Origin of the sequence: Streptococcus mitis, from assembly GCF_023109235.1 — a bacterium.
In the GTDB taxonomy this organism is placed as follows: Bacteria; Bacillota; Bacilli; order Lactobacillales; family Streptococcaceae; genus Streptococcus; species Streptococcus mitis_DA.
In genome coordinates, this window is sequence record NZ_JALDUC010000014.1 from 18,794 (window position 1) to 45,111 (window position 26,318).

At 40.4% G+C, this 26,318-nt stretch carries 28 protein-coding genes and 1 pseudogene; 1 reads left to right on the forward strand and 28 read right to left on the reverse strand.

What is annotated here, in order from left to right:
• Positions 1-17 precede the first annotated feature (17 nt).
• From M1F55_RS08185 to tgt, 20 genes are all read right to left on the reverse strand, one after another.
• Complete coding sequence (locus M1F55_RS08185; RefSeq protein ID WP_000452074.1) at positions 18-1,475, reverse strand: PTS ascorbate transporter subunit IIC; 1,458 nt, start codon at positions 1,473-1,475, stop codon at positions 18-20.
• Between the two features lie 130 nt (positions 1,476-1,605).
• On the reverse strand, positions 1,606-2,229 hold the full coding sequence (locus M1F55_RS08190) for a hypothetical protein (protein WP_000932629.1): 624 nt from the start codon (positions 2,227-2,229) through the stop codon (positions 1,606-1,608).
• A 50-nt stretch (positions 2,230-2,279) separates the two neighbouring features.
• Positions 2,280-3,269, reverse strand: coding sequence for an RNA-binding cell elongation regulator Jag/EloR (gene jag / locus M1F55_RS08195; protein ID WP_247947647.1), 990 nt, complete (start codon positions 3,267-3,269; stop codon positions 2,280-2,282).
• 17 nt (positions 3,270-3,286) lie between these two features.
• The gene (locus M1F55_RS08200) at positions 3,287-4,111 is read right to left on the reverse strand and encodes a membrane protein insertase YidC (RefSeq protein ID WP_025172897.1); all 825 of its coding nucleotides are present in this window, start codon (positions 4,109-4,111) and stop codon (positions 3,287-3,289) included.
• Positions 4,086-4,457, reverse strand: coding sequence for a ribonuclease P protein component (gene rnpA / locus M1F55_RS08205; RefSeq protein WP_000739245.1), 372 nt, complete (start codon positions 4,455-4,457; stop codon positions 4,086-4,088). Before rnpA ends, M1F55_RS08200 begins: the two co-directional genes overlap by 26 nt.
• A gap of 149 nt (positions 4,458-4,606) precedes the next feature.
• Positions 4,607-5,797, reverse strand: coding sequence for an acetate kinase (locus M1F55_RS08210; RefSeq protein ID WP_247947648.1), 1,191 nt, complete (start codon positions 5,795-5,797; stop codon positions 4,607-4,609).
• Between the two features lie 50 nt (positions 5,798-5,847).
• The gene (locus M1F55_RS08215) at positions 5,848-6,801 is read right to left on the reverse strand and encodes a class I SAM-dependent methyltransferase (protein WP_247947649.1); all 954 of its coding nucleotides are present in this window, start codon (positions 6,799-6,801) and stop codon (positions 5,848-5,850) included.
• 60 nt (positions 6,802-6,861) lie between these two features.
• Positions 6,862-7,449, reverse strand: a complete 588-nt coding sequence (locus tag M1F55_RS08220) for a class I SAM-dependent methyltransferase (RefSeq protein WP_247947650.1) — start codon at positions 7,447-7,449, stop codon at positions 6,862-6,864.
• 32 nt (positions 7,450-7,481) lie between these two features.
• Positions 7,482-7,895 carry a competence type IV pilus minor pilin ComGG gene (gene comGG, locus M1F55_RS08225; protein WP_049515758.1) on the reverse strand — a complete coding sequence of 138 codons (414 nt, stop codon included), beginning with the start codon at positions 7,893-7,895 and terminating at the stop codon, positions 7,482-7,484.
• Positions 7,873-8,334, reverse strand: a complete 462-nt coding sequence (gene comGF / locus M1F55_RS08230) for a competence type IV pilus minor pilin ComGF (protein WP_049515757.1) — start codon at positions 8,332-8,334, stop codon at positions 7,873-7,875. Before comGF ends, comGG begins: the two co-directional genes overlap by 23 nt.
• The gene (gene comGE / locus M1F55_RS08235; protein WP_275043341.1) at positions 8,297-8,599 is read right to left on the reverse strand and encodes a competence type IV pilus minor pilin ComGE; all 303 of its coding nucleotides are present in this window, start codon (positions 8,597-8,599) and stop codon (positions 8,297-8,299) included. The genes comGF and comGE overlap by 38 nt, the downstream gene beginning before the upstream one ends.
• Complete coding sequence (gene comGD / locus M1F55_RS08240; RefSeq protein ID WP_049515755.1) at positions 8,562-8,996, reverse strand: competence type IV pilus minor pilin ComGD; 435 nt, start codon at positions 8,994-8,996, stop codon at positions 8,562-8,564. The genes comGE and comGD overlap by 38 nt, the downstream gene beginning before the upstream one ends.
• Positions 8,959-9,282: a competence type IV pilus major pilin ComGC gene (comGC, locus tag M1F55_RS08245; RefSeq protein ID WP_049515754.1), complete on the reverse strand. Its 324-nt coding sequence runs from the start codon at positions 9,280-9,282 to the stop codon at positions 8,959-8,961. The genes comGD and comGC overlap by 38 nt, the downstream gene beginning before the upstream one ends.
• A 1-nt stretch (position 9,283) precedes the next feature.
• Entirely contained in the window at positions 9,284-10,300 is a 1,017-nt protein-coding gene (gene comGB / locus M1F55_RS08250; RefSeq protein WP_080977731.1) for a competence type IV pilus assembly protein ComGB, read from the reverse strand.
• Complete coding sequence (gene comGA, locus M1F55_RS08255; RefSeq protein WP_049515752.1) at positions 10,248-11,189, reverse strand: competence type IV pilus ATPase ComGA; 942 nt, start codon at positions 11,187-11,189, stop codon at positions 10,248-10,250. Before comGA ends, comGB begins: the two co-directional genes overlap by 53 nt.
• 75 nt (positions 11,190-11,264) lie before the next feature.
• Positions 11,265-11,630 (reverse strand): DUF1033 family protein, encoded by a 366-nt coding sequence (locus tag M1F55_RS08260; RefSeq protein ID WP_000286413.1) that lies wholly within the window; start codon positions 11,628-11,630, stop codon positions 11,265-11,267.
• 149 nt (positions 11,631-11,779) lie between these two features.
• Positions 11,780-12,838, reverse strand: a complete 1,059-nt coding sequence (locus M1F55_RS08265) for a zinc-dependent alcohol dehydrogenase family protein (protein WP_049515771.1) — start codon at positions 12,836-12,838, stop codon at positions 11,780-11,782.
• A 162-nt stretch (positions 12,839-13,000) separates the two neighbouring features.
• Positions 13,001-14,152, reverse strand: coding sequence for an N-acetylglucosamine-6-phosphate deacetylase (gene nagA / locus M1F55_RS08270; RefSeq protein WP_247947651.1), 1,152 nt, complete (start codon positions 14,150-14,152; stop codon positions 13,001-13,003).
• A gap of 151 nt (positions 14,153-14,303) precedes the next feature.
• Positions 14,304-16,121, reverse strand: a complete 1,818-nt coding sequence (locus M1F55_RS08275; RefSeq protein WP_247947652.1) for an acyltransferase family protein — start codon at positions 16,119-16,121, stop codon at positions 14,304-14,306.
• Between the two features lie 100 nt (positions 16,122-16,221).
• Positions 16,222-17,364: a tRNA guanosine(34) transglycosylase Tgt gene (gene tgt, locus M1F55_RS08280; protein ID WP_020903627.1), complete on the reverse strand. Its 1,143-nt coding sequence runs from the start codon at positions 17,362-17,364 to the stop codon at positions 16,222-16,224.
• A gap of 116 nt (positions 17,365-17,480) precedes the next feature.
• Between tgt and M1F55_RS08285 the strand changes: the two genes are divergently transcribed.
• Positions 17,481-18,338 (forward strand): DUF975 family protein, encoded by an 858-nt coding sequence (locus tag M1F55_RS08285; protein WP_247947653.1) that lies wholly within the window; start codon positions 17,481-17,483, stop codon positions 18,336-18,338.
• A gap of 25 nt (positions 18,339-18,363) precedes the next feature.
• Here the strand turns inward: M1F55_RS08285 and pcp are convergent, their stop codons facing one another.
• From pcp to M1F55_RS08325, 8 genes and pseudogenes are all read right to left on the reverse strand, one after another.
• A complete protein-coding gene (gene pcp / locus M1F55_RS08290; RefSeq protein WP_247947654.1) occupies positions 18,364-19,008 on the reverse strand; it encodes a pyroglutamyl-peptidase I in 645 nt (214 codons plus the stop codon).
• A 112-nt stretch (positions 19,009-19,120) separates the two neighbouring features.
• Positions 19,121-19,483 (reverse strand): DUF1304 domain-containing protein, encoded by a 363-nt coding sequence (locus M1F55_RS08295; protein WP_050243373.1) that lies wholly within the window; start codon positions 19,481-19,483, stop codon positions 19,121-19,123.
• 10 nt (positions 19,484-19,493) lie between these two features.
• Positions 19,494-19,745, reverse strand: a pseudogene (locus M1F55_RS08300) (MarR family transcriptional regulator); the annotation flags it as partial.
• Positions 19,746-19,960: 215 nt separating this feature from the next.
• Entirely contained in the window at positions 19,961-21,163 is a 1,203-nt protein-coding gene (locus M1F55_RS08305; RefSeq protein WP_247947656.1) for a LysM peptidoglycan-binding domain-containing protein, read from the reverse strand.
• A 162-nt stretch (positions 21,164-21,325) separates the two neighbouring features.
• The gene (locus M1F55_RS08310) at positions 21,326-21,949 is read right to left on the reverse strand and encodes an HAD family hydrolase (protein WP_247947657.1); all 624 of its coding nucleotides are present in this window, start codon (positions 21,947-21,949) and stop codon (positions 21,326-21,328) included.
• A gap of 3 nt (positions 21,950-21,952) precedes the next feature.
• The gene (locus tag M1F55_RS08315; protein ID WP_000473986.1) at positions 21,953-23,233 is read right to left on the reverse strand and encodes an MATE family efflux transporter; all 1,281 of its coding nucleotides are present in this window, start codon (positions 23,231-23,233) and stop codon (positions 21,953-21,955) included.
• Positions 23,234-23,293: 60 nt separating this feature from the next.
• Positions 23,294-24,778, reverse strand: coding sequence for a threonine synthase (gene thrC / locus M1F55_RS08320; RefSeq protein ID WP_247947658.1), 1,485 nt, complete (start codon positions 24,776-24,778; stop codon positions 23,294-23,296).
• 75 nt (positions 24,779-24,853) lie between these two features.
• Positions 24,854-26,131 (reverse strand): glutamate-cysteine ligase family protein, encoded by a 1,278-nt coding sequence (locus M1F55_RS08325; RefSeq protein WP_247947659.1) that lies wholly within the window; start codon positions 26,129-26,131, stop codon positions 24,854-24,856.
• Positions 26,132-26,318: the final 187 nt, after the last annotated feature.

Below are 26,318 nucleotides of genomic sequence, written 5' to 3' on the forward strand. Positions count from 1 at the left end.
TTCTCCTTTTCTAGATACTAAGCTTCTTCTTGAACTGCACCGTTGTAATATTTCTCTTTATCTTTTGCTTTGGCAAATTGAAGTTGAGGAATAACAAGCAAGAAGAGACATACAAGTACATAACCGACAATACCGAGATATTTGAAAATGTATCCAAATCCAAGCCATGGGAATTCAAAGTCAATATTCCCATGATAACCACCGTAAGATGCTAAGTCGAGAAGGGCTACACATAGAGCTCCTAGAGCAACTTGGAGGACGCCTGAGATGAAGGATAGGATAACAGCTGCTTTCCATCCGCCACGCTTATCAGCGTAGACTGCAATTGCTGCATTATCAAAGAATACTGGTACAAATCCTGTAATAATAAGGATAGGGTTTTTAAAGACGATGAGCAAGACAATTGTAATCAATTGACCAATCAAACCAAAGGCAAATCCAGACAAGACAGCGTTTGGAGATCCAAATCCATAAGAAGCTGCAACGTCGACCGCTGGGAATGAACCTGGCAATAATTTGTTTGAAATACCTTGGAAGGCATTTGTCAACTCAGATACGAACATGCGGACACCTTGCATCAAAACGAACAAGTAAACTGAGAAGGTAAAGGCTGTTTGGATAATGTACATAAAGAAATCTTGTTTAGCAGGATTAAATAGAGTTCCTGAAGTGATGACTTCTTTATTAGACATAATGTCTGGACCCAAGATTAAAAGAATGGCTCCGAAGAATACGAGCATCAAGGTAGCAGATGCAACAACTGTATCGTGGAAAATTGAGAGGAACTTAGGTAATTTAAGATTGTCTAAACTTTCTTCTTTCTTACCAAAGCGTCCTGCTACTTTATCTACAAACCAGATTGCAAATTGCTGTTGGTGACCAATCGCAAATCCGCCACCACCAGTCAAGCGTTGAGTTGCCTCAACAGTCATATTTGAACTAACTGCCCAGTAAAGTCCACAGATGATACCAATCGCTGCTGTACCGTAAGCATTGCGCAATTGTGGTACTAAGAATAGAACCATAAGAGATACTGTTGCAGCTTGTTGTACCATGATGTGACCAGTAATAAAGAGGGTTCTTACCTTCGTAATCTTTCGAAGAGCTACGAGCAAGATATTTATTCCGAAACCAATCAATAGAGCTGTAGTTGCAGTTCCAACAAAATCTGGAAACTCTGCTGCAATTTTGTTGTTTGCTGCAGCAAGTCCAAAGTAAGGGTCGATAACCGCTGCACCAATTTGGAATTTGTAGTTAAGGGCTGCTAAGATCGGACGGAAGGTTGTAACCAAACCACCCGCACCCACATTGAGCAACATATACCCTACTGTTGCTTTAACAAACCCTGAGAAAACGTCGTGGGCAGGTTTTTTCAAAAGTGCGTATCCTATCAACACCAATAAACCTACGAAAAATGCGGGATTCTGCAAAATATTGCTAGAAAACCAATTTAGAACACTTGAAATGACTTCCATAATTGTTCTCCTTTTGAATTGTTTTTGTAGGTTTATTATATAATTTGAAAGCGCAAACAAAAAGACCAAGAATTACACAGCGGACTGTTCACTCTTGGACTGTATGATTTATGATATTTTAATGATTAGCTTAGTTTCTCGTAGCTAGATAAAATGGAAGAATTTTATCATAAGATTTCAGTAGGGCTTCTACGATTTCTTCTTCAGATGAATTCTCTGTTATAGGGACATCTATTTTAACTAACACTTTTCGGACTTCCTGATTGGATAGTTTATTTCTTAAAATTTGACGATTTTCTTCGTTCGCCTCCCACCGTTGACTTTGACCATCAGAGTAGACTAGATAATAAACACCTTCAACGGTTGGAACTTTTAAAACTTTGGCCTGCTTGCCTAGAGTTCGCTCATCTTTCTTACGCTCGATGAAACTGACCTCTAAGGAAATTCCAAAGTCAGTAGATGTCCCATACAAACGAAGAGCCAACATAGGTTCTGTTACTTGTCCGTCTCTCTGTAGATAAACCCAAAAATGTGGTCGTAAACGTTGCGCCTGATTCATCCACTGGCTAGTCTGTTGGAGTTGCCATTCTGGATGACTTGCTTGAAAGGCTTTAGCCAGTTCTGTAAAAGCCTTTCGAGCCTCTTGGCCTTTGTGGCGCAATTCCAGCATTTTCTCTCGCTCTGCTCCCGCCTTATCAGGATTACGGTACTGCAAATCAGCAAAGTCTAAATAGTCTCTTATCTTATTCAACATTAATTTAATCTCCTCCAGCTAGCAAAAAATCAGGATAACCCTGATTTTGTTTATTCTGTATCTACAACGACATAGCGATTTGGCTCCTCACCTTCAGAGTAACTAGTCACGCCATCCATACGTGAAATAATACGATGGATAATCTTGCGTTCGCTATTTGACATTGGATCTGTTTGATGACTGCGCCCTTCTTCTAAAACACGAGTCGCCAATTTTTGCGCATAGGTCTGCAATACTTCTGCACGGTGTTCGACATAATCATTAACATTGATTGTGATGTAGAAGGTTCTTGAATAGCGGTTGTAAAGATAATTTTGAGCCAATAGTTGCAAGGCCTTCAAGACTTTACCATGATAACCGATAATACGACCTGGCTCATTAGTATCAATTTGTAGATTGATGCTACGACGGTTGTAGTCATTTGAAATCGTCGCCTCAACGTCCATATCATCAATGATTGTTTGGACATAAGTCGTTACTTCCGTAGCCACTTGTTCAATATCAAAGCTTGGTTCCACCTTTAAGCCCAAATTTTCTAATTCTTGACTTTCAATTTGTTCAGCTTGATTCTCAACAATCGGAGTTTCTACTTCTTCCCCGAAACCAGCTTCTTCAAGTTGTAATTCATTTAGAATCTCAATATGTCCAGTTTCTTCTAAAATGGTGTTAGCATGTTTTTCATTTTTCAAAATTTCAGCCTTGACTTCATCAGAAACCCCTTGGCCTTCCTCTTCAATCTTTTTAATTGCTTCTACCACATGCCCCAAATCAACGGTTGCTTCACTGACCGTTTTGACTGGTTCATTTTGTTCATTAATTTCTTTAGGAACGCCCTTTACAGCTTGTTGATTGGCTTTAATGACCGTTGTTTCACTAATAGCTTCAATATCAACTTGAGCTGGTTTTTTACCAAATAAACCAAGAAAGCCATTTTTTTCACGAGAAATGACTTTGATGTGAGCCTTCAGTCTTGGGATATCTAATTCTTTCAATCCTTTCTGGATTGCTTCTTCAACAGTTGAACCTGTAAATACTACCATTACCAGATTCCTCCTTATTATTTCGTTTTCTGAGCCTTTTTCTTGGCTTTTCTTTTTCTATTTTCCAAATCTTTCTGTGCCTGAACTACCGCCTCGCGCTCTGCGATAATCTTGAATGGATTGTTCAAGAAATAGGTTTGCAAGACTTGATAAGCATTGGACACTGTCCAGTATAGGGCGACTCCACCTGGTGCATAAACTGCAAAGATAAAGATCAAGACTGGAATCCCATACATCATCGCAGTCGTAGCGCCATTACGCTCAGACAAGGCCTTGTTGGACAACCAAGTACTTAAAAAGGTAAATACAGCTGCTAAAATCGGAAGAACAAGGGTTGTATCCACACCACCAAGGTTAATCCATAAGAAATGACCTGTCTTTAAAAAGTCAACTCTTGATAGAGCTTGGAACAAGGCCAAGATAACCGGCATCTGAATCAAAATCGGCCAAAGAGAATCTGACTGTCTGACACCCATTTCTTTAAAGACTTTACGCATTTCTTGCTCTAGCTTGGTTCTACTTTCCATATCTCGACCTGGATATTGTTCTCGAAGCGCCTTAATACGTGGTTGAGCTTCCTGCATTTTTCTGGAAGCCACCATTTGCACTTGAAAGACTGGCAAAAGCAGTGTACGAATCAAGACCGTAAAGAGGATAATCCCCACTCCGATACTGATATCAAATGATAAAAAGCGAATGATTTCAGCAAAGAAGTAAACAAATTTACTCCAAAAATCAGCCGAATCGGCTGTAATATCGCTAGTTGCCCCATTTGTTGCACAGGCTGTCATGATCAATAGGGACAGTCCTAGCAAACTAGTCAACTGTAGTTTCTTTTTCACTCCCATTTCCTTCCTGGTAAATCTTTGATAATTTTAATACGTGGAGTAGATTTTTCTCCATCTCTGCGTATCCCAAGGTTTCGACCCCTTTTCGAGCAATGACAACAAAGTCGACATCTTCTACCAGACTCCCTTTGGCATTCTGGATAATATGCCGAATCCGTCGCTTAATTTGATTTCTAGTGACGGCATTCCCCAGCTTTTTGCTAACTGATAGACCTACTCGAAAATGGTTTTTCTGGTTTTCTAATTGGTAGACAACAAATTTGCGATTGGCAAAACTTGTCCCCTCCTTGAAAATCGCCTTAAAATCTTTCTCTCTTTTTACACGAAAGTTTTTCTTCAAAACTCAACTCCATCTATTAAATTACTACTATTATACCATATTTTTCAAAAAAGCCAATCATAGCAAGGTTTTGGACATTTCCATCAGAAAAAGAAGCTGGAAAAATCTCTTTTCCAACTCCTTGTACGGAATATTTTTACTAGTTTTACTTATTTTTTCAAGCGTTCAACGTCACGGGCAATGACCAATTCTTCATCTGTTGGAATAACCAAGACACGGATTTTCGCTGCCTCTGTTGAGATGTCTCCTGTCACACCAAAGACGTTCTTTTCTGGGTCAACATCACAACCAAACCAAGAGATACCTGAAATAACATCTTCACGTACGTTTGCAGCATTTTCACCGATACCTGCTGTGAAGATAATAGCATCTGCTCCATTTAGGACCGCAAGGTATTGGCCGATATGTTTTTGGATACGGTCAACATACATTTCATAAGCCAAAGTGGCATCGTGGTCCCCTTCTTCCATAGCAGCAATCACATCACGCATATCACTAGATTTACCTGAAACCCCCATCAGTCCTGATTCACGATTAAGAACGTGACTAATGTCTTCAGGCGTGTTAAAGTCCTCTGTATATTGCATTAAGTAAGGAATGATAGCTGGGTCAATATCCCCTGTACGAGTTCCCATCATCACACCACCAAGTGGAGTGAATCCCATTGAAGTATCGACAGATTGACCACCCTTAACAGCTGTAATAGAAGCACCATTACCGATATGGCAAGTAATCAATTTCAAGTCCTCTAATGGACGGCCCAAGAGTTTTGCTGCTTCTCCTGCTACAAACTGGTGACTTGTACCGTGGGCACCATATTTACGAACCTTGTTTTCTGTGTAATATTTTGTTGGTAGAGGGTAGCGATAAGCTTTCTCTGGCATAGTTGTGTGGAATGAAGTATCAAAAACAACTACACTGGTAATGTCTGGCAACAATTCCTTGAAGGCACGAACACCTGCTGCATTGGCTGGATTGTGGAGAGGAGCCAACAAGCTCAACTCTTCAACTTTTTCTAAAACATCTCCCTCAACGACTGTTGATTCTTTGAAATATTCTCCACCTGCAACAACACGGTGTCCAACACCTGTAATCTCGTCATAATCCTTGATAATATCGAAACGAATCAAGTCATCCAATAAGATTTTAACAGCTTGTGTATGATTTTCGATATCCAAAATTTGTTGTTCAGAACAGCCGTCAAATTTTACAGTTGAAATTGAATCTTTCAAACCGATACGTTCAATCAAGCCTTTCGCCAATACTTTTTCTTCTGGCATTAAGTATAATTGCCATTTCAAACTTGAACTTCCCGCATTGATTGCAATTGTTTTTGTCATAACATGATACCCCTTTTTAAGCGTTTTCATCTATTATAACAAAATCTATTTTATATTTCAGTACCTTGAGTCCATTTTTGAAAATTTTCTTTAAATTTCATTAAAACACTTGCATCTTGTAAGCTAGCAAGAGGATAAACAAAAGGATCTACTGTTATTTCATTTTTCTTCTGTAGGATAAAAATGGTCTTAGATTGTTTGGCATTGGCAAAGAGATTTTCAGGCAAACTAATCATGGCAGTCAGACTTGCCTCCTCTTTCAACCAACCTTTCAACAAGTCACTTTGAGGACTGGTCAACAAATCACTCGGAGCTAGAAAAATAGCGTAGCCATCTGATTTGAGGTACTTAATCCCTTGTTCCATGAGCAAGTGATGGGCGTAGGTATGTTCTTGACTAGAAGCAACTTGATGACGCGCTGCAACGGCATCATCAGGATAATAGCCAACAGGCAAGTCGCTGATGACCACATCGCTTTCTTTGAGCATTTGTGGACGAACGGCATCTCCTTGGACAAAGCCAGCCTGCAAACCAATCACATCTGCCATACTAGCTGCCAAATCAATCAGCAAATCATCCACTTCCATTCCCAAGTAATCCACTTTTTTATCAAGCGAGGTCAAGAAAGTAGCGCCCAAAATTCCCATTCCAGAACCCATTTCGAGGATAGAAATTTCCTCCTCTTTAAACAGCTCTTCCACGATAAACACCAAAAGTAAAGCAATGGCGTCCGGCGTAAACTGGTGATTGGCCTGTAAAGGCTCCGTTTGCCCTGCCTTCATCAAGAGAAATTGGTAGGTCTTGAGCCATTCTTCCTTGCGAAGCGCTAAACGCTTAAGGGCCTGATTATTCTCCTTGACCTGATTTAGCTCAGTCTCACCATCCAGATAGATGCTGTTTTGCTCCACCAAGGCGTCATAAAAGTTGGTCGCCAAATCACTTTGGATAATTTGGACATTCTCTAGTAAATACGTATAAGCTTGTTCAATTTTTTCAAAATCCATATTCCTATCTTATCAAATTTCCCTTCTTTTTTCCATCCTTATAGAAAAATCACTCCCTGATTAAGCGAGTGATTTTTGGGCTACTGTTAAAAAGAGTTCTGAGTAATTTCCTTGAAACAGGTCTTCAGCGCTATAGAGGATCTGACTATGTACAGATGAAAAACCAAACTGGGCTAGCCTGTTTTCCAGTTCAACCAATTCAAATCCATGATGGTTAGCCTCTGTCTTGGTAAAATCAGCAAGTAGGAGTTGTCCATCTTCCTTCAAATGTTGATGAAACAGTGAGAGAGCCGCATCCAAATCAGGCATATGATGAAGAACACGACAAACAACAATGAGATCAAACTCTTGCTCTAAGGGATTTTTCAGTAAATCTTGTTCCAAAAACTGGATATTCTTGATGTCTTGCTGCTCCGCTTTCAAACGAGCTTGTTCCAGCATTTTCTCCGAAATATCCACCAATGTTACAGACTTGGCCTGCTTGGATAGGGGCAAGGTTAACAGACCCGTCCCTCCACCGAAATCCAAAATTTCTTTGTCTGATAGAAGATCAATCTGTTTCTCGACTGCTTGACATACCAAGTTTGCAAGAAAGATATTTTTAGGGGAATCGAAAGTTTCCGCTTTGTGGTTAAAATTATGTCTCATATTTTTAGTTTAGCACAAAGTAGCTGAATTGACTAGAAATTCTCTTTCTTTTCAAGCTTCTCTTCTGATTTTTTCTTCTCCACTTTTTCGCTTGAATCGGTCGCTACCTCTTCCTTTTTATCTGTTTTCTCTTCTTTGATTTTGACTGAAGGAAATAGGAACTCATATTGGCTCTTAGGCGTACGAACCACTGTTGTCAAGCTTGCTTTCTTGTTTTGATAACTTACCTGGCCCAGATTAAAGGCCTGTTCCCCACTTTCCTTATCAACCTTATCTTTGGTTCGCTTGGCCATAGCAAAAGCAATCAGCTTTTCTTTATTCAAAGCATAGTCTTGATAGTGGGCGACTTGTCTGTTCAAGTAAAATTGTAACAAAAGACTAAAGATGGCTGCCACGGTGACTGCATAGAGGAGAACACCTGCCTTAACTTTTTGCTTTTTCCACACGATAGATGAACTCCCTTTCTAAGCCTTTTTGGAACTGGAAACGAAAACGCACCAGTTGATTGTCCTCTGTAATCTGTACAGATTTGAGGCCATAAACCATGGGTTGATAACCTCGTCCACTGGCATCGGTTTTCCGAAAATCATCCGATTTAGACTTACCTATAGCGATATCCTTGCCATCCTGCTTCATATAAATGTGATTACCTTCTACTTTTTCGAATTGCGAACGGTCTAATTCTGACTCCAGCTGGTCCACAAACAAGAGCCACTCCTTTTGCTCGCTTTGTTGCTGGTAGCGAACTTCTGAAATAAGGAGCTGACTCATGGCTTGAAAGAGGAGTAAACTTCCACTGATAACAATGAGGGCAATTAGGGATTCCAACAAGGTAAAAGCCTTGACCTTATGGCTCTTTGATTGCCAACAACTGTTCTGAACCATGGTAGACCTCCAATCCTTTTTCACTAGAAAACACCTGAATCTCAACTCCGTTTATGTTTACCTGATTTTGACCTGTCTGCAAGGCCATCTTAGCTACCCTCAAGACTTCTTCCTTTTGCAAGATTTTTGCTTCTTCTTGCCTATTTTTTTGAATTTGCCCCAAAAGAAGAGTTACAATACCAGCAAAGATAGCTAGAGCGACTACTGCTTCCAGTAAAATCACTGCCCTAATTTTTTGTTTCCTGAATGCGTTTAATTTTTCCATTTCCTAGATATAATTGATAGCGAATCGTTCCTTTACCGGTCTGAAATTCAACCTTAGCCAGGGACGAATTGCCCCCAGCTCGGTCAAATGTGATACTTTGGCCTGATGGTGCCTGAATTCCTTTAGGAACTGTCAACTTTTGACTACCATTGCTAATCGTCTGCCCATCTAAGTTTAGACTAGTCTTTTGCTGACTGGCTACACTGCGTTTTTGAGTTTCCCGATAGAGTTCTTCAAACTCCATAAAGAAAATCTGTTCTTCTACCGCCGCAAAAGTGGACTGAACAGAGCCAGACAATCCCAAGGCAAGGATACTCACAAGACTCAAAACCAAGAGACTTTCCAGCATGGTAAAGGCCTTAATCTGAAACACTTTGACTGGTACCTTGTTTAACATGGTATTCTCTATAGGCTTTAGCCTGCTCTTCTGTGATTCGCCCATCTGCTTGTAACTTGCTTAGGCTAGCCTCTTCATTTTTAGCTAAACTATAAAGCTCTGCCTGGCTTTCCACCACCTTAACAACAGCAGCTTTTCCTTTGTCATTGACTGCTTCTTTTTGCTTGGTCAAATTAGGTACAAAGAGCAAGAGAAGCACACTGATAATGAGCAAGACAACCAACATCTCAATAAGTGTGAAAGCTTTAACCTTCGCTTTTTTCAATAATGTCATCATTTTTTTCATGTTAAAAATTTACCTCCATATTTTGATACATGGGCATGAGCATTGCCGCATAAAGTAAAACGATAATCAGTGCCACAAAGATAAAGACCAGTGGCTGCACCAGATTCATGGTGCGGTTGACTCGGGTAAAAAAGGCTTCCCAAGTCTTTTCAGCATAAATTTCCAACTCACTACCCAGCTTGGACTTGACTTCCCCATACTCGATGATGAGACTCAATTCCTTCCTAAAGAAAGGATAGGTTCCTATCGTCTGAGAAAATTCCTGACCATTTTGTAGGGCTTGAGCCAGATCTTGACCGATTTCTTTAAAGAGCTGGGAACCTTGTTCCTGCATGATTTGAAAAATCTGCGTCAGCTCCATTCCCTGTGAAATCATATTTCCCCATTCACGCGCATAATAGGCTGTCAAATAGGTCTGCACAAAGATTCCAAGAAAGGGAAGGCGTGCTAAGATAGAAAAGACGCGCATCTTAGAACTTCTTTTATAGAAAGTGAGTGCTAAAAGTGCAAGTACGGAAACAAACCCTACCATGCCTAGAAAAATTTGTGGCAGATTTCCAATGATTTGGGTGGCAATATTGCTACTATCCAGTTGTGGTAGTAGATAGTTCCGTAGCCCCAGCATAATTAAGAAAAGAAAACCCAGCAAAATCAAGGGATAGGTCGCTACTTCAATTAATTTTTTCTTGACCTTGGTCAGATTGTCCAGATACTCTTCTATCTTTCCTAAACTAAGGTGGAGATTCCCATGAACTTCAGCTAGGGATAACTGAGTGACAATGGCACTTGAAAAACCCAAACTTTCCATCATTTCTGAGAATGATTTCCCCTGAGACAAACCTGTACGCATCTGGGTCACACACTGCTTGTCCAACAAAGCACTCCTATCTAAAAATGAGATAGTCTCCACTAGATGAAAACCGCTGGAAAAGAGATTGTTAAACAAGGTGATGATATTTTTTTGCTTAGCTGTAGCTAATTTTTTCCGTTTCAGCCTGAAGACTTGTGATATGTCCATCTTTAAGAAGCTGGTCAATCTGTTCATTCCAGCTAGTTGGCTGGTGTTCTTGATAGTCTTTGTTTGCAAAGTCAACAATTCCTCCTCCCCCGATTAATCTCTGGTAACAAACACCTTGCAGAACGACTGCCAATTCCTCCTCACTCACACCCAACTCCAGCAGGCGCTCATAAACACCTCGAATGCTCTTGGCATGGATGGTTGAAAAGACTGTCGCCCCTGTCAAACTGGCTCTAACAACTGCACGCGCCGTCTCGCTGTCCCGAATTTCTCCGATAATCAAGAGATCTGGCCGATGACGCAAGGAAAGTTTGATGAGATTTTCATAGGTCAACCCGATTGCTTCGTTCAACTGCAACTGAAGCATGTCGTCCTGCTTGATTTCTACAGGATCTTCGATGGACATAACTTGCTGTCCTTTAAAGAGTAACTTGGCCAATTCATGCATCAAGGTCGTCTTGCCACTTCCGACTGGACCAGCAAAGAGATAGAGACCACGTTGCCTATACTGCTTGCCAAGTTCTTCAATATCCTGAAACCAAAAATGCAAATCCTGCTCCTCATCATGCAACAAGCGAATCACCAAACTCTCCTGCCCTCGATAATCGCCTACAGTAGATAGACGTAGGGACGCCATCTTCTGGTCATAGGCATAATCACAGGAACCAAGTTGACTACGTCGCTTTTCTCCAACATTCATACCAGCTACAAACTTAAAGTGACTGATAACGGCCGCAAACTTTTCAAAATCATAACAACCGATTTTACAGCGCTCGTCTCCGACCCTCATATGAAGCTCATAAGCGTCTAGCTTAGGGACAAAATAAATATCCTGCGCCCCTTTTTTCCGGGCCGAGCGAATGATTTCTTGTGCAATTTCTTGAACCATACTTACCTCCTCACCTATACTATTCGCAAAGATTTGGAAAAATAAAAAAAGCAACTCCAAAAAGTTACTTTTTCTCTATTTTAATTTCATACGGCAAGAACGGTGCCTTTCCTTACCTGTTTGTTTTTCATAGCCTGGACGTAATTTTTCATCTGGGATAACCTGCTCATCCTGCAAAAGAGCTAAAGAATGGTATTGTTGTAAATACTCATCACATTCATCACACCAGCGTTGGTCTTCTGGATCCCAAAAAATAGTCATCAAGTCACTTCTACTTTTATAAAGAGGGGATTCTTGTTCCAATCTAAACCAGCAAGTTTTGTAGTATTTGAGAGCATCATAATACTGGTCAAATTTTCTACTTGCTACAATATCTTCTTCCCAACCTTCTAAGAACCACCACGGTTCAAAATCTCCGTACATTTCTATAACACGATACATATTCATTCATTCCTTTGTACCGTATATTATAACCAATTCCGCTAAACAAGGAAAGAAATATGCTCATTTCTTAATTTTTTGATAAAAAATCCAGCCATCTTATGATGACTGAATTTCTATTTGCTTGTGTTCCAAAATCTTTTTGCTACTTAATCTTCTGAAATATCGTTTTCGATGATGACCTTAATTGCATGGTGGTCTGCTGCTTTACTGAAAACTTCATAGGCTTTTTCAATTTCACTTAGTTTGAAATAATGAGTTACCAATTTTTCTGGTTCAATCTTATGACTTTCAAGAGCTTTCAACAATTGTGGAGTTGTATTTGTAGATACCAAACCAGTTGTTACATTGATGTTGCGAATCCAAAGTTTATCCAAATCGAATTCGACTGGTTTACCATGTACACCACAGTTGGCAACTGTTCCGTCTACACCGATAATCTTTTGACAAAAATCAAATGTTGCAGGAATACCAACAGCTTCGATAGCAACATCCACACCACGACCATCTGTCAAATCATAAATTTCTTTAATCGCTTTTTCAGGGTCTGAAGAATTAACCTTATGAGTCGCACCAAATGATACAGCAGTTTCCAAGCGGTTATCATCTAAGTCCACCATAATCAATTTAGCTGGTGAATAGAATTGAGCTGTCAAAAGAGCTGCCAATCCAACTGGTCCTGAACCAATAATAGCTACGCTGCAACCAGGTTCTACTTTCCCTTTTAAGACACCAATTTCATATCCAGTAGGTAGAATATCTGATAGCATAACCAAGGCTTCATCTGACAAGTCTTCTGGAGTATGGTAAAGAGTGTTATCTGCATGAGGGACACGTAGATATTCAGCCTGCATACCATCAATCAAGTGACCGAAAATCCATCCCCCTTCGTCTTCACAGTGGGCATAAATTCCTTTTTTACAGTAGTAGCATTTACCACAGGCACAGACACAAGAAATCAAGACCTTATCGCCTTTTTTGAAGTTCGAAACTCCTTCCCCAACTTCTTCAACTATCCCAATCCCTTCGTGACCAAGAATGGTACCACTTTGGCAAGCAGGAACATCCCCTTTGATAATATGGAGGTCTGTTCCACAAATAGTGGTTTTTACGATACGCACAATAGCGTCTGTTGGCTTGCGAATCACTGGTTTGTCTACGTCAACAAAAGAAGCAAGTCCTGGTTTAACATAAGTATAGGCTTTCATAAAGCATTCCTCCGTTTTTTTATTTGTACTATTTATAATATAATTGTAAGCCTTTTCGTTTGTTTCTTCAAGTTTTTTTGTGATTTTTTTAACTTTTTTATTTACCGGTAAAGCAATATAGATAAAAAAGCAGAAGCTAGTCACTAACTTCTGCTTTCTCTCTTATGCTTGATAACGTTTCACACCATCTAGATAGGTTGCTACCAATTCCAAATCTTTATCTAATACGATAAAGTCTGCGTCGTAGCCTTCACGGATTTGACCACAGACATCATCAATGTGAACAGATTTAGCTGGGTTAAGGCTAGCCATCATGACCGCTTCGTGTGGATTTGCAATACCCCACTCGACTACATTTCTCATACCATCTTTAAGTTTGAGGATAGAACCTGCCAAATTACCAGTAGATTTGAGACGTGCAGTTCCATTTGCTACTACAACAGGGAATTCTCCCAACATATAGTCACCGTCTTCAAGCCCACCAGCTGTCATACAGTCCGTAATAAGAGCGATGTTTTCTGTCCCCTTTTGCTTAAGTAAAATCTCACAAGCTTTTGGATCTACGTGATAACCATCACAAATCAATTCTGCGTAAGTATGTGGGAGCTCATACATAGCTCCTACCATACCGAGTTCGCGGTGTGTTAAACCACGCATCCCATTATAGGCATGTACCCAAACACTAGCTCCAGCATCGACTGCCTTCTTAGCTTGTTCAAATGTCGCATCTGAGTGTCCAAGTGCAACTGTCACACCTTCACCTGTAATAGTACGTACAAAATCTTCCACCCCATCACGTTCTGGTGCAATAGCGATTTTATTTAGCATCCCTTTTGCAGCATCCTGCCAAGAATGAAACTCCTCAACACCCGGGTCTCTCATATAAGTTGGATTTTGTGCCCCCTTAAAAGTTTCTGTGAAATATGGACCTTCATAATAAATTCCACGAATCTTAGCACCTGTTGCTTCTTTATAATGGTTTCCAAGATTTTCAGTGACTGCAAGCAATTGCTCATAAGTGGCTGTTAAAGTTGTGGGCAAGAAACTGGTAACACCGGTACTAAGTAGTCCTTCACTCATGGTATGAAGGGTTCCTTCGATATTATTATCCATAACATCCACACCGCCAAATCCATGAATGTGGGTATCTACAAGTCCTGGAGCAATGCTATAGCCTGTATAGTCAATCACCTCAGCGCCTTCAGGAATCTGCGCGACATGTTTTCCAAACTTGCCGTCCACAAGTTCCAAGTAACCTCCACGACGAACTCCGTGTGGGTAGAAAAATTGATCCGCTTTAATATAGTTAGGCATAATGTTAACCTCCTCAAAAGATTGATTCTACAATTTATTATGTCAATTACATTATAAACCTTTCTTTTTTATTTGTAAATGGTATAGACCTATTTTCTAGAGATATTTTAAAAGAGCTGGATTTCTCCAACTCTTCTCTTTTTAATACAAGTTATTTTGATTTGACCGGCTTGTCTTGAGCTGTTTGCAGGGCTGCAGCAATGGTATCTGCATACAATTTAGCTCCTGCTTCAATTTTACTATTGTCACTTCCAAAATGGACTTGGTCTGTCCCAGTCCAGATCTCTGGATGCTCTTTAGCAACTTGATTCCAATCTGCTATCGTGATGTAAGGAGTCTTCTCTGCCAATTCTCTCATATAGGCAGCCGCCTTCTCAACGATGGCATAGGTCTCTTTTGTCTTATCTCCTTCATAAGGAGTCACCAAAACCATATGGTGCCCCTTAGGAAGATTTTTCACGATACTATCCCAATCTTCCTTGTAATTTTCAGGATTATTTACCCCAGTTGCAATAACCACCATCTTTGGTAGAAATTTATTCTGGCTATTGTTGAGCATGATTTCGTTGGCGGTCTTGGTTGTTCTGCTGACTTGTGCATTAATCTGTGCTCCAGGAAGGGCTGTCTGCAAGGCTGTATTAGCTCTTAGTGCTACCGAATCACCAATTAACATAGTGCCATCAGCAATTCCTAAACTATCAGCTTCTGCTCGTTCTGTCATTACCTTGGTCTGGTTAATATTTGTTGCAGCTTGCTTCAAGCCATTGACAGTTAAGTCTGTCTCAAAAGCTCCCACTTGTGGTGCCAACAGAGTTACTAAGAAGACAATGAAGGCCAAAATTCCAGTACTTGCTGCAAGGATTGTGTGAATATGAGGCAGGGGACGAAGGGTTTGTAAAACGGGTGTGTTCTTTCCTGCAATCCAAGGTTCCAATACATAAAATGAAAGACTGGCGAATCCATAAGAAAAAATCAAAGTTAATAACACAGCAAAGAGATTTGATGTCAACTGTGAGAAAATAATATAGAAAGGCCAATGGAAAAGATAAACCGCATAGCTAGTATCCGCTAAAAAGCTGATCATCTTTGGCTCCTGCACGTTAGGAGTCTTTTCATGTAAGACACGCGCCGCCAGAATCATAGCAAGGGCTGCAAGGCTGGCAAGCAAGAAGCCAATAAGATAGGCAAAGAGATAGGTAAATTTGACAAAGAAAGTCAAAATGAGTAAGAAGCCAAAACCTCCTCCAAAAACTAAAAGGGTCTTTCGTAAATCCCAGATTTTATCCAACTGCTTAACTAGGGAAGTCGTCTGACGAACGCCTACGATAGTTGCTAACACACTTCCCAAAAAGAATGGATAGACATGAGTTAAACTGGAGAAGTAAACAGAGGAATAAGAGGTTACTAGAAAACTACCAATAAACATGGAGAAGAAGCTGATCAAGAAGGCAGCAGCAGATAAGAGAAAGACCATTCCCTTCAACTGACCATTTGATTTAGCCTGCTTAGATAAGAAGCAAACTGCCAACCCCCAGAGGATATAGTAGTGAACCTCAACAGCCAGACTCCAATTATGAACAAACAAATGAGGAATGAACTGAGATTCATAACTCCCACCTGTTAGGAGTTCATAGAAGTTGGTCATGAAGCCTAAGACACCCGCAATTTGACCCCCAATTCCAGCCACATAGTCTTGGCGAACCAAGAAAGTAAAAGGCATGGTTACCAAGACCATCAAAACCACAGGTGGAACGATACGATAAAAGCGTCTCCTAAAAAATCCAACCAAATCAATTTCATGATTTTTAGAAAATTCTTCGATGAGTAGAGCTGTAATCAGGAAACCTGAAAATGTGAAAAAGACATCTACCCCGAAAAATCCTCCAGAAAAGATTGTCTGAAAGAAATGATACAAGAGTACCAAAAGTAAACCTGTAATCCTAATCAAGGAAAACCATTTAATACGCATACGAGTTTATTCTCCCTTTCATTATACACTTTATTCTATCAAAAAAAGAAGAAAAATCCCAAGAGAAAACTTAGGATTTTTAGCTTATATCTATTCCAGTTTAAAAATTACGGCCTGATTTATTATAGCCATATTTTTCAATAAAATACTCACGGAATTCCAAGAGATTGTCATCCATGATGGCTTGTCGCACTTGCTTCATCAGGTTAAGCAAGAAGTAAAGATTGTGATAACTCGTCAAGCGGATACCAAAGGTTTCATCAGCCTTGAGCAGGTGACGAAGATAAGCGCGTGTATAGTTCTTACATGTGTAGCAATCACACTCAGGATCCAGTGGCGTAAAGTCCTCAGCAAACTGAGCATTTTTTACAACCAAACGACCTTGACTGGTCATACAAGTCCCATTACGAGCGATACGAGTCGGCAAGACACAATCAAACATATCCACCCCACGAATCACCCCATCAATCAAGCTATCTGGCGCTCCCACACCCATCAGATAACGAGGTTTATTTTCAGGAAGCAGTTGGGTTGTGAAGTCCAAGACAGCATTCATCTCTTCGTGGGTTTCTCCCACTGCCAAACCACCGATAGAGTAGCCTGGGAAGTCCATGCTGACAAGGTCATGAGCCGATTGTCGACGAAGGTCTTCAAATCCAGCCCCCTGCACAATCCCAAATAACCCTTGGTCATGCGGACGACGGTGAGCCTTCAAACCACGCTCAGCCCAACGACTGGTACGCTCGATTGATTTCTTAACGTAATCGTATGGTTGATAAAACTGGGGACATTCGTCAAAGGACATCATGATATCTGAACCCAGATTGTTCTGAATAGAGATGGCTTTTTCTGGGGACAAGAACATCTTAGAACCATTGAGATGGTTTTTAAAAGTTACCCCTTCTTCTGTGATATTGCGACTATCTGCTAAGGAATAAACCTGAAAACCACCACTATCTGTCAAAATAGGCTGGTCCCAATTCATGAACTTATGGAGACCGCCTGCGCGTGCAATGAGTTCATCTCCAGGACGAAGCCAGAGATGATAGGTGTTTGACAGGATAATTCCCGACCCCATTTCCTTCAATTCTTCAGGCGACTGAGTTTTGACAGTGGCTTGTGTCCCAACTGGCATAAACATAGGTGTTGGGAAGGTACCATGGGGTGTGATGATTTCTCCCAGACGAGCTCCCGTGTGTTTTTCTTTCTTAATCAAACGATATTTGATTGGTGAATCTGACATTTTTTACCTCCGAAGCTGGGAAAGACAGTCCCAGTTCATACTTTGTGCCCAAGGGCATACTGTATGATTTTATCAAAAAAAGTAGGAACTGTCACGAACTATGGTATAATGAGAGAATGAAATACCGAAAAATTGATTTAAAAACTGTTCGTCTGCAAGCTAGACAATTTCAGGCTGAAAATCCCCGCCTCTTTCTCGTCTATCTCTTACCTAGCATGCTGGTCATCTTGTCTGGCTTCCTCAATCCCTTAGAGCGCATCAACGAGAGTGTTTTAGAACAACCCTTTTTAAGCGTGTTTGGTCATGTATTCCAAGCCTACCTTTTTCCTCTATTAGTCTCCTTTATCGGAACAATACTTCTAACCAGTTCAGTCTATACAACACTGAAACTCATCAAGAATCCTGATACAGAACTATCCGTCAAAAATAGTCTCACTCTATTTAAAGAAGAGCACTTTTCACAAACCTTTTTGACTCTTCTCCTCAAACGTTTCTATCTCTTCTTATGGAGTATTCCTAGTTTGCTTGGAATTTACTTTCTTTTTTACAGTAGCTTTCTAGCAAAGAAATTCGTAGTTCTTCATCCTGAGTTTCCCAATCTGGATCTCACGTCAATTGAAACTGAGCGTTTCCTCATGACCTTTGGTCTTTACTTTCTAGCAAGTATCCTCTTGATGATTGTCGGAAATAGTCTCTATATCCCACAATACTATGCCTATTCGCAGGTAGAATTTCTCCTCTGTGATACCCTAGACTTAGGACAAGCTAAACCAGGACAAATCCTAAAAACCAGCCGTTTCCTGATGAAAGGCTACAAATTTCAGCGCTTTATTCTAGACCTACAACTCCTTCCTTGGTACTTCCTCAATTGGATTACTTTTGGAATTGCTAGTTTCTCACTCCTACCCTACATTCAAATTAATAAAATGATTTTTTACCGAGCAGTATTGGCTCGAAAACGTCCAAAAGCTTGAAGGTTTTCCCTCAAGCTTTTTTCTATCAATGAGTTTCTCCGCCTACCAACTTGAGGTCCTCATCTCCATGTTCTATAATGGCGCCGATTGCCGCTTCTATCCCTCGCCTAATATCCACTAAACTCATAGCTGGAGTGGTCGGTCGATTCACCACCTGTTCCATCATATAAGGAATGTGCATAAAACCTGCCTTAACATGTGGAAATTTCTTTTCTACCAAATAGAGGGCCTGATACATCAAATGATTGCAGACAAAAGTCCCTGCCGTATTGGAAACAGAGGCAGGCAATCCCTCTTTTTTTATAGCTTGAACCATCGCTTTAATCGGCAGACTACTAAAGTAGGCCGGAGCACCGTCTAGGCGAATGGGAAGATCAATCGGTTGATTCCCTTCGTTATCAGGAATGCGTGCATCGTCTTGGTTAATGGCTACTCGTTCAGGTGTTAAGCTAGATCTTCCACCTGCTTGCCCAATACAAAGGACAAAGTCAGGTTGATAACGGTTCATCTCTTCTTCCAATACTTGGGCCGATTTGTGAAAGACTGTTGGCACTTCTAACCAACGGACCTCAGCACCATGGATTTCAGCTGGTAAACCTTTAATGGCCTCCAAGGCTGGATTAACCTTTTCCCCTCCAAAGGGCTCAAAACCTGTCACTAATACTTTCATTTCTAACTCCTTACAACCAATTCCATGAAACTATTTTCTTAAAAACAAGTATAACATATTTCCCTTATTCTGGAGTGAAAAGGACTAGAGAGGATCAGACCGGCATTAAAGTTTATTTAAAGAGAAAAATACTAATCAAGGTCAAAATAGCTGGTCCGCCTTGCTTTAAAATAATTTTTTTATCTGCTGTGAGAGAGCCATAAGCCGCAGCACCAATCACAAATAAAACAAAAATAGTCACAATTTCTAAATTCTGTGAGAAATAAATTCCATACAAGAGAAAGACTCCTAGCAAAGCATTATAAATCCCTTGATTTTTAAACAATGAACTTACTGACGGACGAGCCAGTTCTTCCTTGTCCATGTTAAAGACACGACTAGTCGCATCTGATTGCGTTGCAATACTTTCCAAATAAAAAATGTAAAAATGCTCCAAAGCAACAATCGTTGCTAAAATGATTGTAATAATTGACATCTATTTCTCCTTAAATTTCTATATTCTCAATACCCAAAACCAATTTGTTTACTAAACGGCTGAGTTCTGTTCTTTCAGACTCTGTTAAGATACTTTCCATCGCTTCTTTAACCTTGATATGTTGCAGAGGGGGATTCACCACTAACTGCTCCTTGGCATACTTCGCAGCCTCTACCAACACTTCTCGCTGATTTTCAGGATTGCGATGACGCTCCACCAAACCTTCCTTTTCCAGAATTTTGAAATGTCGGGTCAAAGCAGCCTAATCAATCTTCAAATTTCCATTCATATTGATACTCAATGAAAATCAAAGAGCAAACTAGGAAGCTAGCCGCAGGCTATACTTGAGTACGGCAAGGCGAAACTGACGTGGTTTGAAGAGACTTTCGAAGAGTATGACAAAGAAAAACGAACGAGACTTACTTCCAATCATGAAAGCTAGATCTCATTCGTCAAAATGATATTACCAAGTCTGGTTTATCCATTCATTGAAACGTGAACGTGATCATAGTGATTTTCTGTCACGCTACCACGGTCTGGCATTGGGTTCCAAGTATTAGCTGGCCCATATTTACTATCGAATGGAGCATAGAAACGTTGTTTCCAGATGATATAACTAATACCACGGCTAGCCATATTTTGAATAGCGTATTCCGCAATCTTATCCCCTAGTTCTGAGCTTTCTGGTACCATAAAGTCGATAGCCAAACCTTTTCCGTGATCTCCACTGTCTCCTGGACGGTAACCACTAAAGGATGTGATGCCAAACAAGTTAGCAATTTCTTCTTTAAAGGCAGCTGTTTGTGGTTGAAGGCCTGCATTTTCAGATTTCGCTACCGCAAGTCCAGCATAATCGGGCGCTGCTGGAGCTGCGTAAGTTGTTGCAACTGTTTTCTTCTCTTCTGGTTGATAAGTAGAAACTGCTGTTGTAGCTTCATTTGATGAGGCTTCTTTTGCTTCTTCTGAACTTGTTGCAGTTGTTTCTGTTGTTTTTTCTTCTACTGGAGTTGTAGTTTCTTCCACTGTTGAAACAGCTTGAGGGCTGGCTTGTGTTTCCTCTTTCTCAGCTGGAATTGTTGCCTGAGGAGCTGCCTCTGCAACTGCATTGCTTGTCTCGGCTGTTTGCTCCTCTGACGTTGAAGTATTTGTAGATGGTGCTACTTCTTTTACAGTAGCAACTGTCTCTGCAACTTCTGAATTTGTTGCTACTTCTTTTGTACTTGTAGTTTCTACCGCTTTTGGAGCTTCTGCAATTGGTTGAGAAAGGTCTGCAACCTGAACAGTTTGATCATCTACGGTCACTTGATTGGTTGTCAAATCTGCTGTCGCAGTTGTCACTTCTTCACTAGAGTCTGCTTGAGGAGTTTGGATTTCAACTTCTGTTACTTCTTCAGCTTCATTGACAGTCATTGTCAAAACAGTTTCTGGGAAAATCAAGTCCATATTAGTGATTTTATTCAAATTCGCAAGAACTGTGACATCTACACCCAAGGCTTCTGCAATGGTGCTCAAGGTATCACCATACTGAACGGTATAACTTGTTTTGTTGTCCGTTTTAGTCAAATCATTTTGGATTTGCTCAACACTACGTGCAGCCCAAAGAACTTCTTCTGCTTGAGTTGCCAATACTGGGGCAAATGACAAGGCTACTGTTGAGGCTAATAATATTCTTTTCTTCATTCTTTCAAATTCCTTTCAAATGAGTACCTGTCTATGATAACACAAAAAATGCAGAAAAAAAGCCCTCTCGGGCCTATTTAATAGAACTGTCTATTCCTTGTAACAAACTCGGTTACTTGAAATAGTTTGTTAGGTCTCTGTCACAAAACTGACACAATCTTTTTATTGCTCAGCCTCAAAAATACGGGAAATATCTGCTAACGCTTGAATCCTGTGATTACCTTCATAAGTCGACTCTAAAAAGTTGAGGCTTTGAATCCCACTATTCTGGGCAAATTCCACATCCAGAGTCCGATCCCCTATATAATAAGTATTGTCAGGATTCAACTGATGCTTGTCTATCAGATAGGTAGCCGCTTCTGAACTTGGCTTCCGCGCAAAGCCACTCTGACTGGTTAAAATCTCTGTGAAATAGGATTCCAAACCCAAATCTCTGAGAATGGCAAAAGCATTATCTCCCTTATGAGTGTAAACAAACTGCTGAATTCCTGATTCCTCTGCCCAAGCTAGCACATCACGCGCACCTGGCATCAAAACTACCTGAGCATTCTTCTCAGCCAGACTCTGGGCACGCACCTGATTTAGCACCTCGACATCCAGTTTTCGCTCTTCCGCAACTTTCTCCAGCAAATCCTGCACAGAAAACTTGAGAATAAACTCTCTCACCTTCTCCTTATCATAAGGAATAGAAAACTGAGCAAAAGTTTCCTCAATTCCTGACAAAATCGCTTCGTAAGAATCCAATAAAGTCCCATCTAAATCCCAAATAAAAGCTGTTTTTTGCATTTCCTATCCTTTCAAGCTCATATAACGCTGGTAACGGTAACGTAGAAATAACCAACGAAAACCATTATCCAAAAGGGTTCCGGCCCAAATACCGGGCAAGCCCCAACCAAGCACAATCCCCATCAGATATCCTGTTCCAATGCGGATACACCACATTCCTATACTTGTCGCATAAAAGGGAAGCCGAGCATTGCCCAAACCCTGCCAGACTGCTGTATAGATGACTGTTCCTATCGTCATAGGAGTACCAAGTAGTGAAAAAAGTGTCACTAAAACACTAGCCTCCACCGCTAAAGAATCAGTCGTATAGAGATGAGTGAGTGGTATACCCAAAGCATAGATACTGAAGGTCAAGGGGAACATGAGGACCAGAGAAAGCCAAAAGGTTTGCTTGCTCAAATTAGCTACTCTTTCCCAATTATCCTCTCCAACTGCTCGGGCCACCAGCATGACCGTTGCCGTAGCGACGCCAAAGGCAGGCATATAGTTAAACTGGGTCAAGACTTCTCCGACTGCATTCCCAGCAACTGCCTCCGTTCCAAAAGACACAACCAAGGCAATGATCACGACATCACCAGCCCGCATCATAAGCCGCTCTCCAGCTGCTGGCAAAGCTAAGGTCAATAGTTTCTTATCTAAACCAAAAGTCGGTTTCTCAAAAGGCAACTTTAATTGCGACCATAAAATCACAAGACCTACCAAACGAGACAGAATTGTCCCCCAAGCAACACCAGCTATCCCCATATCCAGAATAAAAATAGCTAGACTTGAAAAAAGAATATTCAAGGCATTGGATAAAAGACTCACATAGAGAGGCAAACGTGGATTATGCGTTGCACGAATCAAAGCACCCAGACTCGTCATGAACCCCAAAAGAACAATCGATCCGCCTACCAAGGATAGATAGAGTCCGCCACTCTCAGCTACATCTCTCTCCGTTCCCAAGAGTCCAATCATCTCTTGCCCAGCGAAGATAGACAAAGCTCCTAAAATGAAACTTAATAGTAAAGTAATTTTTAACGCCTCAGTCACATGATAGGCTAGCTTAGACTGATCCTTCTGCCCCAAACTTTTTGAAATAACACTAGAAATAGCTGCCCCTAGAGCAATGAAAATCGCCTGATAAATCGTGATAATATTACCAGCTACTGAAACACCTGAAATAGCTATCAATCCTAAATGAGCAACCAAATAACTGTCCACCATTCCCATGAGCATCTGCAAAAAGTTTTCACCCATAGCTGGCAAGGCAATATTAAGAATGTCTTTATTTTTCTTAAACAATCTCTCCTCCTGATGAAAAGAAACTCAGTTGGTTTCCCAACCGAGTTTACTCCCTCTGTCTTAAAGTCCTAGATAAGCCTCCACCGCTGCTTGCATATCAGTAGCTGCCACGGTTGTCTTGTGACGAACTGGAGATGTTTCAAGGCCATCAACTGCTGGTGGTACTGCAACACCTGAAATTTCATGTAATTGAGCCAAGGCTTCAAAGTCAGTCAAGCCTACTTTACCTGTTACAGCTTCTACTGCAACCACTGGGAACTTGTATGGACTCGCTGTTGAAGCAATCACTGTCTTAGTCACATCGCCAGTAGCCGCTTGGTATTTCTTATAAACTGCCGAGGCAACCGCCGTATGTGGATCCTCGATATAAGAATCTGCCTCATAAACACGCTTGATTTCTGCTGCCGTTTCTTCCTCAGTCGCATATTCAGCTGCAAAGAGGTCCAAAATCTCTGCATCAAAGTCTGTCAACTCATATTGTCCTTGCTTGTTCAAGGCATTCATAAGTTCAGCTGTTTTAACCGCATCATTACCTAAAAGATGGAAAATCAAACGCTCCAAGTTTGAAGATACCAAAATATCCATAGATGGACTAGTAGTCACTTTAAACTCACGTTTCTTGTCGTAAACACGTGTCTTGAAAAAGTCTGTCAAAACATTGTTGTCATTTGAAGCACAGATTAATTTGCCAACTGGTAGACCAATTTGCTTAGCATAAAAGGCAGCCAAGATATTTCCAAAATTTCCTGTTGGTACTGTGAAGTTGACCTTATCACCAGCCACAATCTCACCAGTCTTAACCAACTGAGCATAGGCATAAACATAATAAACAATCTGTGGCACCAAACGACCGATATTCATAGAGTTGGCAGATGAAAATTGCAGTTTATTGGTAGCCAACTTTTCACGAAGGGCTACATCGTTAAACATATGCTTCACATTTGTTTGAGCATCATCAAAGTTACCATCAATAGCGATAACATGAGTATTATCACCAGTCTGAGTAGTCATTTGCAACTCTTGAACCTTGCTGACACCATCCTTTGGATAAAAGACGATAATCTCAGTTCCAGGCACATCCGCAAACCCTGCCATAGCAGCTTTCCCAGTATCACCAGATGTCGCTGTTAAGATGACAATCTTGTTCTCCAAACCATGCTTCTTAGCAGCTGTTGTCATAAAGTATGGCAAAATAGACAAGGCCATATCCTTAAAAGCAATTGTTGAACCATGGAACAGTTCCAAATTGTATTGGCCGTCTAATTTCACCAAAGGCGCTATAGCTGGAATATCAAACTTGCTATCGTAGGCATTGTTGATACAGTAGTCCAACTCCTCAGCTGTAAAGTCATCTAAAAAGGCTGACAAAACTAACTTAGCAACTTCCTGGTAAGAAGCATCTTTCAATTTGTCAAAGTCCAAATCTACCTTTGGATAAGTAAGCGGTGCAAACAAACCACCATCCGTCGCCAAACCTTGCAAAATAGCTTGGCTAGCAGTTACTGTATTGTTGGCATCACGCGTTGATTGATAAACTAATGTCATTACTCTCTATCCTTTATCTATAGTCTCATCCATTATATCATGATTTTTCAGAAAATTCTCCTTTTATAAGAGAAATTATAGGCCCAATTCTTCTTTCAAAGGCTGTAAATAGCTTGTTTCTTGCTTATTTCTCATCTCCAGTCCTTCGCAAGCTAGCAGGAGTATGTGTTTGGAAAATTCAATAATCGCAGTTTCTTCCTCATTTGTAAGCTTTTTCTTAGAAAATTGTCGTCTTAAAAACTTGTAATTTCGCCCAAATTCTTTAAAGAAAGTCGCTGTTTCTAAGTAAGCTTCTAACTTATCTAAATTAACCAACAATCCTAAGTGAAAAGCTGCAGAAGCGAAGGTTCTCTCTAGAGGTTGAGTACACACACTACGAAACTCAACTGTACCCCGAGTCGTTAAGTCTTGGTACTGATAACTACGATGAGTTTCAAAATCCTTCTCTTGAGGGTAAATAAGAATCTCATCCCCATTAAGAGCATATGCTTGGATTTCAGTTGTAGCCAAATAGTCCCTTGCCTGAATCGGATAAAAATAATAGGTTTGCCCATCGCGTTCCGCAGTAAAAATTGCAGAATGATCTAGATAATCAAAAAAATCATCCTCATCTTTAAAGAGCCTAGCATTGACACCAACATTCTCTGGATATATACCATGCATCGATTCTTCCCAGAAAATATCCCTTGAAATTTTCGTATCCCAATTCTCACCTGAAAACTCAGAATTGGCAAGTAAATAAGCCTTAGCCCCTTCAATTTGGGTAAAAGCATTAATCACTCGTAAGTAGTTAGACTTTGAAACATCCAACTGAACCTGACTCCCACAGATAAAAGCACCATATTCAGGGAAATGATGCAAGTCTGATTCAGCCATATTTCTACTCAAATTCAAATAGTCCACTAACATCTGATAACGTGGATAAGCAACTGGAGTATTCTCATTTTTATTCCAGTTGGGATGAATACCGCAGCCAACGATAGCATGATTGGATTCGCCTAATTTTCTCTGAATTACATCCATATAATTATTAAAACGATTTTCGACCTCTTGAATTGTTTCAGCCTTACCAAATGCAAACTCAATCGTAGTATAGGAAACTTCAAATAAAATAACATCCTGACTTGCTGGCTCCACTAACTGAATAGAAGTCCCAAAATCATCAACCTTTTCGACAGTAAAATCCAAAGCAGAAACTAAATATCGGAATAAGTACTTGATAACTTCAACATCTGTAGCATCCCCTTCCAAGTTTACAACAGGATATTCCAGCTCAATCCCGACAAACAATTCAGGATTTTCTTTAATATTTTTCAAATACCGATGTTTTAATAAATCGATAGAACGAGACATACTTCCCTACACTTTCATAATCTAAATAAAATTTGAATAACTATTATTATACCAAAAATAATATAAAAAAGGAACGAAGATTTACAACGTTCCTTAACTCTATACTATACGGTAACTTCTCAAAGTAACTTCCACTTGCCTGACCAAAGTGGAAATTAGTCTAAAACGGATTTTTATGGTGGAATTA

Excerpts from the sequence above, each read along its gene's own strand:
- M1F55_RS08185 (WP_000452074.1), bottom strand. The coding sequence starts at position 1,475 with ATGGAAGTCATTTCAAGTGTTCTAAATTGGTTTTCTAGCAATATTTTG.
- M1F55_RS08190 (WP_000932629.1), bottom strand. The coding sequence starts at position 2,229 with ATGTTGAATAAGATAAGAGACTATTTAGACTTTGCTGATTTGCAGTAC.
- jag (WP_247947647.1), bottom strand. The coding sequence starts at position 3,269 with ATGGTAGTATTTACAGGTTCAACTGTTGAAGAAGCAATCCAGAAAGGA.
- M1F55_RS08210 (WP_247947648.1), bottom strand. The coding sequence starts at position 5,797 with ATGACAAAAACAATTGCAATCAATGCGGGAAGTTCAAGTTTGAAATGG.
- M1F55_RS08215 (WP_247947649.1), bottom strand. The coding sequence starts at position 6,801 with ATGGATTTTGAAAAAATTGAACAAGCTTATACGTATTTACTAGAGAAT.
- M1F55_RS08220 (WP_247947650.1), bottom strand. The coding sequence starts at position 7,449 with ATGAGACATAATTTTAACCACAAAGCGGAAACTTTCGATTCCCCTAAA.
- comGF (WP_049515757.1), bottom strand. The coding sequence starts at position 8,334 with ATGGTTCAGAACAGTTGTTGGCAATCAAAGAGCCATAAGGTCAAGGCT.
- comGE (WP_275043341.1), bottom strand. The coding sequence starts at position 8,599 with ATGGAAAAATTAAACGCATTCAGGAAACAAAAAATTAGGGCAGTGATT.
- comGD (WP_049515755.1), bottom strand. The coding sequence starts at position 8,996 with ATGTTAAACAAGGTACCAGTCAAAGTGTTTCAGATTAAGGCCTTTACC.
- comGC (WP_049515754.1), bottom strand. The coding sequence starts at position 9,282 with ATGAAAAAAATGATGACATTATTGAAAAAAGCGAAGGTTAAAGCTTTC.
- comGB (WP_080977731.1), bottom strand. The coding sequence starts at position 10,300 with ATGGACATATCACAAGTCTTCAGGCTGAAACGGAAAAAATTAGCTACA.
- comGA (WP_049515752.1), bottom strand. The coding sequence starts at position 11,189 with ATGGTTCAAGAAATTGCACAAGAAATCATTCGCTCGGCCCGGAAAAAA.
- M1F55_RS08260 (WP_000286413.1), bottom strand. The coding sequence starts at position 11,630 with ATGTATCGTGTTATAGAAATGTACGGAGATTTTGAACCGTGGTGGTTC.
- M1F55_RS08265 (WP_049515771.1), bottom strand. The coding sequence starts at position 12,838 with ATGAAAGCCTATACTTATGTTAAACCAGGACTTGCTTCTTTTGTTGAC.
- nagA (WP_247947651.1), bottom strand. The coding sequence starts at position 14,152 with ATGCCTAACTATATTAAAGCGGATCAATTTTTCTACCCACACGGAGTT.
- M1F55_RS08275 (WP_247947652.1), bottom strand. The coding sequence starts at position 16,121 with ATGCGTATTAAATGGTTTTCCTTGATTAGGATTACAGGTTTACTTTTG.
- tgt (WP_020903627.1), bottom strand. The coding sequence starts at position 17,364 with ATGTCAGATTCACCAATCAAATATCGTTTGATTAAGAAAGAAAAACAC.
- M1F55_RS08285 (WP_247947653.1), top strand. The coding sequence starts at position 17,481 with ATGAAATACCGAAAAATTGATTTAAAAACTGTTCGTCTGCAAGCTAGA.
- pcp (WP_247947654.1), bottom strand. The coding sequence starts at position 19,008 with ATGAAAGTATTAGTGACAGGTTTTGAGCCCTTTGGAGGGGAAAAGGTT.
- M1F55_RS08295 (WP_050243373.1), bottom strand. The coding sequence starts at position 19,483 with ATGTCAATTATTACAATCATTTTAGCAACGATTGTTGCTTTGGAGCAT.
- M1F55_RS08305 (WP_247947656.1), bottom strand. The coding sequence starts at position 21,163 with ATGAAGAAAAGAATATTATTAGCCTCAACAGTAGCCTTGTCATTTGCC.
- M1F55_RS08310 (WP_247947657.1), bottom strand. The coding sequence starts at position 21,949 with ATGCAAAAAACAGCTTTTATTTGGGATTTAGATGGGACTTTATTGGAT.
- thrC (WP_247947658.1), bottom strand. The coding sequence starts at position 24,778 with ATGACATTAGTTTATCAATCAACGCGTGATGCCAACAATACAGTAACT.
- M1F55_RS08325 (WP_247947659.1), bottom strand. The coding sequence starts at position 26,131 with ATGTCTCGTTCTATCGATTTATTAAAACATCGGTATTTGAAAAATATT.